We start from the raw sequence: 12,514 nt of genomic DNA, 5'->3' as shown, positions 1-12,514 counted from the left end.
GCAGTGGCCACCGAGAACACCGCCACCGAGAACACCGTGGCCACCAGGGAAGCCGTCCCCGCTCCGGCGGGGGCGGCTGCCCCCGGTCCGGCCCCGGACGACGTGGTACTCGAGGCGGCCGGGCTGACCAAGCACTTCGCCGTCCGCAAGCGCGGCCGCGACCTGCTCACGAACACCAAGCGCAGCGTGCGGGCGGTCGACGACGTCGACCTGGTCCTGCGCCGCGGCCGGGTGACCGCGCTGGTCGGCGAGTCCGGTTCGGGCAAGTCGACCGTCGCGCGCCTGCTGGCGCAGCTCTACCCCCGCACCAGCGGTGACATCCGGCTGCACGGGAAGTCGGTGACCGTCAAGGGCGGCAAGGCTTTCCGCGCGTACTGCCGCCAGGTCCAGATGATCTTCCAGGACCCGTTCGCGTCGCTGAACCCGGTGCACACCGTGCGCTACCACCTGACCCGCGCGCTGAAGATCCACGACCGCGCGGGCGAGAACGTCGAACAGGCGTTGCACGACCTCCTCACGCGGGTGCAGCTGACCCCGCCGGAGCGTTACGTCGACAAGTTCCCGCACGAGCTGTCCGGCGGCCAGCGCCAGCGCGTCGCGATCGCGCGGGCGCTCGGCGCGGACCCGGAGGCGCTGCTGGCCGACGAGCCGGTGTCCATGTTGGACGTCTCGATCCGGCTCGGTGTGCTGAACCTGTTGCGGGACCTCAAGGAACGGCTGCACCTGGCCATCCTCTACATCACCCACGACATCGCGTCGGCGCGGTACTTCGCCGACGAGACGCTGGTGATGTACGCGGGCCGGATGGTCGAGGGCGGTGACAGCGAGACCGTCACGCAGTCGCCCGCGCACCCGTACACGCGGCTGCTCATCGAGTCCGCGCCGGACCCGGACCGGCTGGACCCCGGCACCGACGCGGAACCCGGCAAGGTGCCGGAGGAGAAGGGCGCCGGAGAGCCGCCGAGCCTGATCGCGCCGCCGTCCGGCTGCCGGTTCCACCCGCGCTGCCCGGTCGCGATGGAGCGCTGCGAGACGGACCTGCCGCCGCGGTTCGAGGTGGACGACAGCCCCGGCCACTGGGCCGCGTGCTGGCTGTACGACTCGGCGGTGGCGCAGTGAGGTACCTGCTCCAACGGCTCGGCTTCTACCTGTTCACCGCGTGGGCCGCCGTCACGATCAACTTCTTCATCCCGCGGCTGATCCCCGGCGACCCGGTTCAGTCGCTGATCACGAAGAACCAGGGCAGCCTCAGCGCGGACGCGATCCAGTCGCTGTACGTCCTGTTCGGACTGGACAAGAACGAAAGCCTGATCACCCAGTACTTCCACTACTGGGCGCAGCTCTTCCGCGGCGACCTCGGGCTGTCGTTCACCTTCTTCCCGACGCCGGTGACGGAGGTGATCAGCGCCAGTCTGCCGTGGACGATCATCCTGGTCGGGATCACCACGGTCGTCGGCTTCCTGATCGGCACGTCGCTCGGCGTCGTCGCGGGCTGGAAGCGCGGGTCCTGGGTGGACGGCCTGCTGCCGGTCACCACGTTCCTGTCCTCGGTGCCGTACTTCTGGCTCGGCCTGATCGCGATCACCCTGCTGGCCGGCCCCGGCAGCTTCTTCCCGGCGTCCGGCGGGTACGACCCGGGGCTGGTGCCCGGCTGGGACGGCACGTTCATCGGCAGCGCGGTCCAGCACAGCCTGCTGCCCGCGCTGACCATCCTGATCAGCTCGATGGGCAGCTGGATCCTCGGCATGCGCAACATGATGGTGACCGTCGCGTCGGAGGACTACATCACCGTCGCGCACGCCAAGGGCCTCAAGGAACGCCGGGTGATGGTGAGCTACGCGGCGCGCAACGCGCTGCTGCCGAGCGTCTCCGGTTTCGCGCTGGCGCTGGGTTTCATCGTCGGCGGCACGCTGCTGGTGGAGATCGTGTTCTCCTACCCCGGCGTCGGCTACGAGCTGTTCCAGGCGGTCGGCTCGCAGGACTACCCGCTGATGCAGGGCATCTTCCTGATCATCACGCTGTCGGTGCTGGTGGCGAACCTGCTCGCCGACGTCGCGTACCTCGTGCTCGACCCGCGCACCCGGAAGGAGGGCTGAATGGCACTCCCCGCAGCCGACCTCAAGGCCGTCGCACCCGAGCCGCTGCCGGCCGACGCGATCGCCGGGCCCGCCGCGAAACGCCGCCGGTTCCGGTTCCTCACCGGCGGCAAGACGATCACCGGCATCGTCGTGCTGGCCTTTTTCATCGTGATCGCGGTGATCGGGCCGTGGATCGCGCCGTTCGACCCGTCGGCGCGCAGCAGCGACCTGCTCGAATCGCCGTCCGGCAAACACTGGTTCGGCACCACGCACCTCGGCCAGGACATCTTCAGCCAGGTCATCGTCGGCACCCGCAGCGTGATGCTGGTGGGGCTGACCGCCGGGATCGTGGCGACGATCCTCGCCGTGGTCGTCGGCGTCACCTCGGGTTACCTCGGCGGGACCCCGGGTGAGGGGCTTTCCGCGCTGTCCAACGTGTTCCTGGTGATCCCGGCGCTGCCGCTGATCATCATCATCGGCACGGCGCTGCCCAGCGGCGGCGACTACCTGGTGGCCGTGATCATCGGCCTCACCTCGTGGGCGTGGGGCGCGCGGATCCTGCGGGCGCAGACGCTTTCCTTGCGTCGCAGGGAATACGTCGAGGCGGCGCGCGCGAGCGGTGAGTCGACGTGGCGGATCATCTTCTTCGAGATCCTGCCCAACCTGACCGCGGTGATCGCGTCGAGCTTCGTCGGCACGGTGGTGTTCGCGGTGATGTCGGAGATCACGCTGGCGTTCGTCGGCGTCTCCAGCTTCTCGGAGTGGAACTGGGGCACGATCCTGTTCTGGGCGCAGAGCCAGCAGGCGCTGGCACAGGGCGCCTGGTGGTGGTTCGTGCCGGCCGGGCTCGCGATCGCGATCCTCGGCACCGCGCTGTCGCTGCTCAACTTCGGCATCGACGAGTTCGTCAGCCCGCGGTTGCGCTCGGGCGGCAAGACCAAGGCGAAGAACGCGGCGGGCCAGACCGTGCGCCTCCGCGTCGGCTTCACGCCGGTGCTCGGCCGGGAGAAGGAATGAACGAACCCGTACTGGAGATCAAGGGCCTCGACGTCGACTACGGCGTGGGCGCCGAGGCCGTGCACGCCGTGCAGGACGTGCATCTGACGCTGCACCGCGGCGAGGTGCTCGGGCTGGCCGGCGAGAGCGGCAGCGGAAAGTCCACTCTGGCCTACGGTCTGACCCGGCTGCTGCCGCCGCCCGGCGTGATCCGCGGCGGCGAGGTGATCTATCACCCCGACGACGGCGAGCCCTACGACGTCTTGCAGCTGAGCCCCAAGCAGCTGCGCGACTTCCGCTGGGCGGAGACGTCGATCGTGTTCCAGGGCGCGATGAACTCGCTCAACCCGGTGCACAAGGTGTCGACGCAGCTGGTGGACGTGATCAAGGCGCACGACCCGCGCAGCACGCGGGCGTCGCGGCTGGCGCGGGCGCGTGAGCTGCTGCGGCTGGTGGGCATCGCGGCCGACCGGCTCGACGCGTACCCGCACCAGCTCTCCGGCGGCATGCGCCAGCGCGTGATGATCGCGATGGCCCTGGCGCTGGAGCCGCGGGTGGTGATCATGGACGAGCCCACCACCGCGCTCGACGTGGTGATGCAGCGCCAGATCCTCGCGCAGCTCGTGGAACTGCGGGAGCGGCTGGGCTTCTCGGTCCTGTTCATCACGCACGACCTCTCGCTGCTGGTGGAGTTCTCCAACCGGATCGCGATCATGTACGGCGGCCGGATTGTGGAGCAGGCCCGCGGCGTGGACCTCTACCGCGACGCGCTGCACCCGTACAGCGACGGCCTGCTGCACTCGTTCCCCGCCCTGCGCGGCCCGCGCCGCGAGCTGACCGGCATCCCCGGCTCACCGCCCGACCAGCGGTCGCTGCCGCTGGGCTGCGCGTTCGCGCCGCGGTGCCCGCACGCGTTCGAGCCGTGCGCCGGCCACGTGCCGGTGCTGGGCGCGCCCGCCGACCGTGACGACACCACGCGGACCGTCGCGTGCTGGCTGCACCCGGCGGAGGGCGATACCACCGCCGCCGCGCAGTTGCCGTAGCCGTCGCAGTTGCTGTAGAGAAGGAGAACCCTTGACCGAGACCACCGACGCTGCGACCCGTGAGCAGCAGGCGATGATCGACTCGCTGCCCCAGGACTTCCGGTGGGGGGTGGCGACCGCGGCGTACCAGATCGAAGGCGCGGTGGCCGAGGACGGGCGCACACCGTCCATTTGGGACACGTTCTGCCGGGTGCCGTCGGCGATCGACAACAACGACAACGGCGACGTCGCGTGCGACCACTACCACCGGATGCCCGAGGACGTCGGGCTGATCAAGGAACTCGGCGCCGACACCTACCGGTTTTCCGTGGCGTGGCCCCGGATCCAGCCGCGGGGCCGGGGCCCGGTCAACGAGGCCGGGATGGCGTTCTACGACCGGCTCGTCGACGAGCTGCTGGAGAAGGACCTCACCCCGTGGCTCACGCTGTACCACTGGGACCTGCCGCAGGAGCTGGAGGACGCGGGCGGCTGGCCGGCGCGCGACACGGCGTACCGCTTCGCCGACTACTCGATGCTGGTCTTCGACCGCCTGTCCGACCGCGTCAAGCACTGGACCACGCTGAACGAGCCGTGGTGCTCCGCGATGCACGGCTACGTGCACGGCGTGATGGCGCCGGGCCACCGCGACTTCGGCGCCGGCATGCGGGCCATCCACCACCTGCTGCTCGGCCACGGCCTGGCGACGCAGCGGATGCGCGCGGCGGCGCCGGCGGGCACGCAGTTCGGCATCACGCTGAACATGGGCACGTCCGACGCGGCGTCGGACAGCGTCGCGGATCGGGAAGCGGCCCGCAACGCCGACGGCATGGGCGTCCGGATCTACCTCGACCCGCTGGTGCACGGCCGTTACCCGGCGGACGTCGTCTCCGATCTGGCGGTCCGCGGCGCTTCGCTGCCGATCGAGGACGGTGACCTGTCGGTGATTTCGGCGCCGCTGGACTTCCTCGGCGTGAACTACTACTTCGGCCAGCAGTACTCCGGCGTCGACGAGCAGGGCCGCACCGTCGGCGACGACGGTTTCCCGGCGCAGCGCCCGGTCCCGTTCGGCGAGCCGACCACGGCCATGGGCTGGGAGATCCTGCCGGGCAAGTTCACCGAGCTGCTCACCCGCATCGGCCGCGACTACCCGAACCTGCCCCTGTTCATCACGGAGAACGGCTCCGCCTTCGACGACGAGCCCGACGAGTCCGGCTTCGTGGCCGACGAGGCCCGCACCGCGTATCTGGCCTCGCACCTGGCCGCGGTCGCCGCCGCGCGCCAGCAGGGCGCCGACATCCGCGGGTATTTCGCCTGGTCGCTGCTGGACAACTTCGAATGGGCGTACGGCTACGCGAAGCGCTTCGGTTTGGTCCGCGTCGACTACGAAACGCAGCAACGCACGATCAAACAGAGCGGCTACTTCTACCGCGACACGGTCCGCCGGGTCCGCGGCTCCTGACCCTCCGGGGGAGTGGGTGGAGAGGGGCGTCCTGGGGGCGCCCTTTTTCATTGTTCCCGGGTAGTGCCGCTTCTCGCCGTTGCCGCCCGCGTCGGATGGGGGCTGTCAGCGCCTGACGAGATCGGCTGAGGCTGCTGTCCGAGGATGGGCTTCCCTGTACTTTTGATGACTATGGGCAGTGAGCAGCCGAAGCGCGGGGAGCTGGCCGATGCAGCCGGTCGGAAGCGTGCTGCTGCCTCCGGCCTCCGTAAGCCGGCGGCAGCCGTGAACAAACGCCCGGCCTCGAAGCCGTACGCTCCGCCGTCGTTCCTGGGAATGTTCGATCTGCCGCGCGACTCTTCGGAGCGCGTCAAGGCGGCTGTCCGTGGCCGTGGGACCAGCTGAGCCGCTACCCGCGTCAACTCGGAAGCCAAGATCCACCCGTCCGAAGGTAAGGCTTCCCCCACCCCCGGGACGCTGGCGCGCACCATGGTTCGCCACCCCTGCCGGCCCCTAACGTCGTAGCTGCCAGGAGGCACAACCGGCAGAGGGAGCGTGGCCGACATGACGGCGGGGACAGATCTGCGACCACCGCGAGTGGAGCCGACCCGGCAGGGGGAGCCGAAGCGACACTGGTGGCGCCGCCCGTGGATCGGGCCGTTGGGGCTGGTGGTGATCGCCTTCCTCGCCTACTCGCTGCCGCCGTATCTGGCGTTCGATCCGGCGCAGTCGCGGGTCCCGGCGCCGGCGGGGTTCGCCGCGCACTACTGGTTCCTCGTCGCCCACGTCCTGTTCGGGTCGGTCGCGATGATCGGCGCGCTGGTGCAGGTCTGGCCGTGGATCCGGCGCCGGTTCCCGCAGGTGCACCGTTACGCCGGCCGGGCCTACGTGTTCGCCGGCGTGATCCCGTCCGGCCTGATGGCGCTGACCATCGGCGCGGACAGCCCGTTCGGCCCCGCCACCCGGGCCAGCGACGTGATGCTCGCGGTGCTCTGGCTCGGCGTCACCTGGGCCGGCTGGCGCGCCGCCCGCGAACGGCGCTTCGGCGACCACCGCCGCTGGATGGTCCGCAGCTTCGCGCTGACCATGTCCATCATCCTGAACCGGCTCATCTCGCCGATCGCCGTCCTCGTGCTGGAACCGCAGATCGGCTCCACGTTCGGCGGCAGCGAGGTCGCGTTCATGCAGTCCGTGGCCGCCATCGCGGCCTGGGTCAGCTGGACGGTCGCGCTGATCGGGGCTCAGCTGTGGCTGGACCGCAAGCCGAAGCCACTGGGTAACTCGAAGGCAGTGGGCAACCTGAAAACACAGAGCACGCGCTGAACCTTCAGGCCCGGAGGTTCTCCGCGTAGAGGCCGGCCAGCGCTTCCCAGTGGCGCTGGTCGGCCTCGGCGTCGTAAGTGGGGTTGTCCGACACGGCGAACCCGTGCTCGGCGGGATAGGTCACGAGGGTGTGCCGCACGCCCGCGTCGGCGAGCGCCGTGCCCAGCCGCTCGTTCTGATCGGCCGGAAACGCCTTGTCGTTCTCCGCGGCGGCGACGTACACGGTGGCGCGGATCCGATCCGCCAGCAGGTACGGGCTGTCGGCGTCATCCGCGACGGCGAGGTTCCCACCGTGGAACGACGCGGCGGCCGCCACCCGCTCCGGGTAGTGCGCGGCCGCGAGCAGGGACAGCTTTCCGCCCATGCAGTACCCCGTCGTCCCCACCGCGGTGCCGGAGACTTCCGGGCGCCCGGCCAGGAATTCGAGGTAGGCGCCCATATCACGCACCGCCGACGCCACCGTGACGCTTGTGATGAGCGTGTCCAGCCGCCGCCGCTCTTCCGGCACGGTGAACACCGTGGTGATGTCGAACGGCGCGAACGGCGTCCGGTAGTACGCGTCAGGCAGCAGCACCGCATACCCGAGCCCCGCGAGCCGATCCGCCATCAAGGCGAACGTCTCCCGCACTCCGGCGGCGTCGGCGTGCAGCACCACCGCGGGATGGCTGCCGGCCTTCGCCGGGGTGTGCAGGGTGGCCGAGCAAGTGCCGTCCGGAGTCGGGACGGTGACTGGGATACGGGGCATGCACCGCAAGTTACCGGCCCGGAGGCCGGGGCGGGCCGGATATCGCCGTGCGCGAAACTACTTCGGATTCGCGGGTAAGATCGACTTCACCGAAGATCCCCTGAGAAAGGTGCCGCGACCGTGGCCCAAGTGGACGAAAGCCTGCCGCCGACCGTGGTGATGGCCCGGATGCTGGACGGATTCCTGCTGTCACAGGCGTTGTTCGTTCTCGCGGAATCGGGCGTCGCGACGATCCTGGAGCAGGAAGGCCCGCAGACGGTGGCCGCGCTGGCGGAGCGGTCGGGCTCCGACGCCGACGCGCTCGCCCGCCTGATCCGGACCGTGACGCAGCACGGGGTCTTCCGGACCGAAGGTGACAAGGTGGCCGTCACCCCGCTCGGGGCGACGTTGTCCGAGAAGCACCCGCAGTCGATGTACGGGATCGCCGTGGGCGGTATGCACCTGCACTACCGGGCGGTCGCCGAGCTCGGGCACACCCTGCGGACCGGGGAACCGGCCTCTCTCAAGTACTTCGGCAAACCGTATTTCGACCACGTCGCCGGCAATCCGGAGCTCGCGGCGCTGTTCGGGCAGGCGATGGCGGTCTTCGTCAAAACGCTGCGGGCCGGCATGTTCGACGGCTACCGGCTCCCCGAAGGCGAAACGGTCGCCGACCTCGGCGGCGGGAACGGCGCCGTGCTCGCGGACCTCCTGGGCCAGGACGGCCACGGCGATCGGCGAGGCATCGTCTTCGACCTCCCGGACGTCGTCGAAGCCGCCCACGCCACCCTCTCGGCCGCGCAGCTGAGCGACCGCGTCGAGGTGGTCGGCGGGAGTTTCTTCAACGAGGTCCCGCGCGCGGACATCTACCTGCTGAGCTGGGTCCTCCACGACTGGAACGACGAAGACGCCGCGAAGATCCTGAAGTCCGTCGCCGCCGCGGCCCCGGCCGGGGCCCGGCTGCTGGTGCTCGAGGAGATCGTGCCCGGCGGCGACGCCCCGCACCACGCCAAGGACATGGACCTGGTCATGCTGAGCCTGCTGGGCGGCAAGGAGCGCGCCGAGGACGAGTTCCGGGTGCTGCTGGACGAGGCCGGTTTCGACCTCGAGCGGGTCGTGCCCACACCGAGTCCCATGGTGATCATCGAGGCGGTCAAACGGTAGTTCTCACTGCGCGGGAACCGCTGGCTGATCCGGCGGTCCGGGGATACGTCGAGCGCCGAGATCGTCACCATCAGCTTGCCCGCAAAGGATTCAGCTCGGTCCTCGACCCGTTCACGCTGCTCGGAGTGGTACCCGCCGGTGGTGCTCGCGGGCGCTGACCACGGTCGCGTTCAAATACTCGTGAGTGTTTATGACGGTTAGAACCGTCATAAACACTCACGAGTCGGACCGCAGCGATCGCGCGATGATCGTCCGCTGGATCTCCGACGCGCCTTCGTAGATGCGCGGCGCCCGGACCTCGCGGTACAGGTGCTCCAGCAAGTGCCCGCGCCGCAACGCCCGCGCGCCGTGGAGCTGCACCGCCGCGTCGACGACGTACTGCGCGGACTCCGTGGCGAACAGCTTCGCCATCGCCGCGCGTCCGCTGAGATTCTGCTCGCCTGCGTCGTACGCCGAAGCGGCCGCGTAGACGAGTAGGCGCGACGCCTCCGTGCGGGTGGCCATCTCGGCGAGTGTGTGCGCCACCGTCTGCTGCTTCGCCAGCGGGCCGCCGAAAGCGACGCGCTGCCCGGTGTACTCGACGGTCGCGTCGAGGGCCGCCTGCGCCATGCCGACGGCGAACGCGCCGACGCTCGGCCGGAACAGGTCCAGCGTCCGCATCGCGACGGCGAAGCCGCGGTTCTCCTCGCCCAGCAGCTCTTCCCGGTGCACGCGAACGCCGTCGAACGTCAGCGCGCCGATCGGGTGCGGGCTCACCAGGTCGAGGTGCTCGCCGGACAGCCCCGCGCGGTCGCCGGGGACGACAAACGCGCTGACGCCGCGGGAACCCGCGCCCGGCGTGGTGCGCGCGAACACGGTGTAGAAGTCCGCTTCCGGCGCGTTCGAGATCCACATCTTCTCGCCGGTGAGGCGCCAGCCGTCGCCGTCGGCCTCGGCGGCGAGGCTGAGCGCGGCCGCGTCGGAGCCCGCGTCCGGCTCCGTCAGCGCGAACGCCGCGACGGCGTCACCCGCCGCCACCGCGGGGAGCCAGCGCCGCACCTGTTCGTCCATTCCGGACTGAAGTACGGGGTAGCTGCCCAAGCCCTGCAACGCGAGCGCCGTCTCCGCCTCGGTGCTCTGCGTCGCCAGCGCCTCCCGCAACAGGCACAGGTCCGTCGCCGCGGCCTGGCGCGTCGGGTTGCCGCCCTCGACGCCGGGGAACAGCCGCGCGAGCAGGCCCAGCGAGCCCATCGCCTTGAGCAGCGGCCGGTTCACCGCGCCCTCCTCGCCGGCTTCGGCGAGCGGACGCAGCTGCTCCGCGGCGATTTCCTTGACGGAGGCGACGAAATCCCGCTGCTCGGCGGACAGGGCGAAGGCGTTCATCGGTCACTCCCCGGCCGCCAGCGGGCATGGGCGGTCTGATGGCCGCCGGTCCGGACCAGCTCCAGCCGTGGCTCGGGGCCGTCCGTGCGGCCGGTCTGCGGCTTTCGTTTCCCGGCCGCCCACGGCTTCGGCCACGGCATCGGGTAGTCCTGCTCCGCCGCCGCGTGCAACGTCCACTGTGGATCGTAGAGGTGGCTGCGGCCGATCGCGCACAGATCGGCGCGCCCGGCCAGGATCAGCGAGTTCACGTCGTCGTAGGAGGAGATGGCGCCGACGGCGATCACCGCGGTTCCGTGCGCCAGGCCCACTTCGTTGCGGATCCGGTCGGCGTACGGGGTCTGGTAGCTCCGGCCGAACTGCGGCCGCTCCTCGCTCACCACCTGGCCGGTGGACACGTCGATCGCGGCGGCCCCGTGCTCGGCGAAGGCGCGCGCGATCGCGACCGCCTCGTCGGCGCCGATCCCGCCGTCGTACCAGTCGGTGGCCGAGATGCGGACCGTCACCGGCCGCTCGGCCGGCCACACGGCGCGGACGGCGTCGAACACCTCCAGCGGGAACCGCAGCCGGTTCTCCGGTGAGCCGCCGTACCGGTCGGTGCGGTGGTTGGTCAGCGGCGAGAGGAAGGACGACAGCAGGTAGCCGTGCGCGCAGTGCAGTTCCAGCAGGTCGAACCCCGCCTGCGCGGCTCTGCGGGCAGCGGCCACGAACTGGTCGCGGATCTCCGCCAGCTCGTCGGTGCTCAGTTCCCGCGGCGTCTGGCTGTCCGTCCGATACGGCAGCGGCGACGGCCCGCAGACCTCCCAGTTGCCCTCCGGCAGCGGGTCGTCCATGCCGTCCCACATGAGTTTCGTGGAGCCCTTGCGCCCGGAATGGCCCAGCTGCAGCCCGATCTTCGCCGGCGTGTGGCCGTGCACGAAGTCGGTGACGCGGGCCCACGCGCGTTCCTGCTCTTCGGTGTAGAGCCCGGGGCAGCCCGGCGTGATCCGGCCCTCGGCCGAAACGCAGACCATCTCGGTCATCACCAGCCCGGCGCCGCCGAGCGCCTTGCCGCCCAGGTGCACCAGGTGGAACTCGCCGGGCACACCGTTTTCGGCGGAGTACATGTCCATCGGCGACACGACGATGCGGTTCGGCAGCTCCAGCGCGCCGATCCGCACCGGCTGGAACATCGGCGGCGCCACGGCGGTGCCGAGCGTGCCGGCGAACCACTCGTCCAGCGCGCAGGCGAACTCGCGGTCGCGCAGCTTCAGGTTGTCGTAGGTGACGCGGCGGCTGCGCGTGAGCAGGTTGAACGCGAACTGCTCCGGCGACTGGTGGGTGTACTGCGCCAGGTTCTCGAACCACTCCAGGCTCGCCTGCGCCGCGCGCTGTGTGGACGCGACGACCGGGCGTCGCTCATCCTCGTACGCGCCAAGGGCCTCGGCCACCGACGGCTGCTCGTGCAGGCACGCGGCCAGCGCGAGGGCGTCCTCCATCGCCAGCTTCGTGCCGGAGCCGATGGAGAAGTGCGCGGTGTGCGCGGCGTCGCCCAGCAGCACCACGTTCTCGTGCACCCAGCGCTCGCAGCGCACGGTGCCGAAGGTGGCCCACTTCGAGTTGTTGGCCATCACCCCGTGCCCTTCGAGCACGTCGGCGCACAGCTCGCGGATCAGCTCGATGGACTTGTCGTCGCTCTCGCCCGGCGCCAGGTCCGTCGCGGCGATCGGGGCGAACGCGCGCTGCCAGACGTCCTCGTGCAGCTCCAGGATGAACGTGCTGCCGTCGCGGCCGTAGGGGTAGCCGTGGATCTGCATGATCCCGTGCGGGGTCTCGAGCACGTGGAACTTGAAGGCGTCGAAGACCAGGTCGGTGCCGAGCCAGATGTAGCGGCAGCGGCGGGTTTCGACGGTCGGCGCGAAGGCGTCGGCGAAACGGGTGCGGGCCGCGGAGTTGACGCCGTCGGCCGCCACCACCAGGTCGTACTCGCGGGCCAGCTCGGCCACGTCCGGCGCGCCGGTGCGGAAGCGGACGTCAACCCCCAGCTCCCGGCAGCGCTGCTGCAGGATCGCCAGCAGCCGCTTGCGGCTCATCGCGGCGAACCCGTGGCCGCCCGACGTCGTGACCGTGCCGCGGTAGTGCACGTCGATGTCGTCCCAGCGCGCGAACTCGCGGCTCATCGCCTCGTGCACCGCCGCGTCGGCGTGCTCGATGCCGCCGAGCGTCTCGTCGGAGAACACCACGCCGAAGCCGAACGTGTCGTCCGGCGCGTTGCGCTCCCAGACCGTGATCTCGTGCCCGGGCCCGAGCTGCTTCGCGAGGGCGGCGAAGTACAGGCCCGCCGGGCCGCCGCCGAGAACCGATATCCGCACAACGGACAGGTTATGTCGTCTGGACTACGATCGTCAAGAAGGCGATAGATGGGTTACGC

General features: G+C 70.5%; 10 protein-coding genes. 7 read left to right on the top strand and 3 right to left on the bottom strand.

What is annotated here, in order from left to right; all coding sequences use genetic code 11:
- Positions 1-3: 3 nt before the first annotated feature.
- The 6 genes from OG943_RS31570 to OG943_RS31545 all read left to right on the top strand — a co-directional run bounded on the left by OG943_RS31570 (position 4) and on the right by OG943_RS31545 (position 6,857).
- Positions 4-1,119 (top strand): ABC transporter ATP-binding protein, encoded by a 1,116-nt coding sequence (locus tag OG943_RS31570; RefSeq protein WP_328604566.1) that lies wholly within the window; start codon positions 4-6, stop codon positions 1,117-1,119.
- Positions 1,116-2,096, top strand: coding sequence for an ABC transporter permease (locus tag OG943_RS31565; protein WP_328604565.1), 981 nt, complete (start codon positions 1,116-1,118; stop codon positions 2,094-2,096). Before OG943_RS31570 ends, OG943_RS31565 begins: the two co-directional genes overlap by 4 nt.
- Entirely contained in the window at positions 2,097-3,095 is a 999-nt protein-coding gene (locus OG943_RS31560) for an ABC transporter permease (protein WP_328604564.1), read from the top strand.
- Positions 3,092-4,117, top strand: a complete 1,026-nt coding sequence (locus OG943_RS31555; protein WP_328604563.1) for an ABC transporter ATP-binding protein — start codon at positions 3,092-3,094, stop codon at positions 4,115-4,117. Before OG943_RS31560 ends, OG943_RS31555 begins: the two co-directional genes overlap by 4 nt.
- 31 nt (positions 4,118-4,148) lie before the next feature.
- On the top strand, positions 4,149-5,555 hold the full coding sequence (locus OG943_RS31550) for a GH1 family beta-glucosidase (protein ID WP_328604562.1): 1,407 nt from the start codon (positions 4,149-4,151) through the stop codon (positions 5,553-5,555).
- 543 nt (positions 5,556-6,098) lie between these two features.
- Positions 6,099-6,857 (top strand): DUF2306 domain-containing protein, encoded by a 759-nt coding sequence (locus OG943_RS31545; RefSeq protein WP_328604561.1) that lies wholly within the window; start codon positions 6,099-6,101, stop codon positions 6,855-6,857.
- Between the two features lie 4 nt (positions 6,858-6,861).
- Here the strand turns inward: OG943_RS31545 and OG943_RS31540 are convergent, their stop codons facing one another.
- Positions 6,862-7,602 (bottom strand): dienelactone hydrolase family protein, encoded by a 741-nt coding sequence (locus tag OG943_RS31540; protein WP_328604560.1) that lies wholly within the window; start codon positions 7,600-7,602, stop codon positions 6,862-6,864.
- Positions 7,603-7,722: 120 nt separating this feature from the next.
- Between OG943_RS31540 and OG943_RS31535 the strand changes: the two genes are divergently transcribed.
- Positions 7,723-8,745, top strand: coding sequence for a methyltransferase (locus OG943_RS31535; RefSeq protein ID WP_328604559.1), 1,023 nt, complete (start codon positions 7,723-7,725; stop codon positions 8,743-8,745).
- A 216-nt stretch (positions 8,746-8,961) separates the two neighbouring features.
- Here the strand turns inward: OG943_RS31535 and OG943_RS31530 are convergent, their stop codons facing one another.
- Complete coding sequence (locus OG943_RS31530) at positions 8,962-10,107, bottom strand: acyl-CoA dehydrogenase family protein (RefSeq protein ID WP_328604558.1); 1,146 nt, start codon at positions 10,105-10,107, stop codon at positions 8,962-8,964.
- On the bottom strand, positions 10,104-12,455 hold the full coding sequence (locus OG943_RS31525) for a bifunctional salicylyl-CoA 5-hydroxylase/oxidoreductase (protein WP_328604557.1): 2,352 nt from the start codon (positions 12,453-12,455) through the stop codon (positions 10,104-10,106). Before OG943_RS31525 ends, OG943_RS31530 begins: the two co-directional genes overlap by 4 nt.
- Positions 12,456-12,514 lie beyond the last annotated feature (59 nt).

It is taken from the genome of Amycolatopsis sp. NBC_00345 (assembly GCF_036116635.1).
Lineage (GTDB): Bacteria > Actinomycetota > Actinomycetes > Mycobacteriales > Pseudonocardiaceae > Amycolatopsis.
Note: the sequence above shows the minus strand (reverse complement) of the source record. Positions and strands in the feature narration are given on the sequence as shown.

Bases quoted from the DNA above. Each gene is read 5' to 3' on its own strand.
- OG943_RS31560 (WP_328604564.1), top strand. From the start codon at position 2,097: ATGGCACTCCCCGCAGCCGACCTCAAGGCCGTCGCACCCGAGCCGCTG.
- OG943_RS31530 (WP_328604558.1), bottom strand. From the start codon at position 10,107: ATGAACGCCTTCGCCCTGTCCGCCGAGCAGCGGGATTTCGTCGCCTCC.
- OG943_RS31545 (WP_328604561.1), top strand. From the start codon at position 6,099: ATGACGGCGGGGACAGATCTGCGACCACCGCGAGTGGAGCCGACCCGG.
- OG943_RS31540 (WP_328604560.1), bottom strand. From the start codon at position 7,602: ATGCCCCGTATCCCAGTCACCGTCCCGACTCCGGACGGCACTTGCTCG.
- OG943_RS31555 (WP_328604563.1), top strand. From the start codon at position 3,092: ATGAACGAACCCGTACTGGAGATCAAGGGCCTCGACGTCGACTACGGC.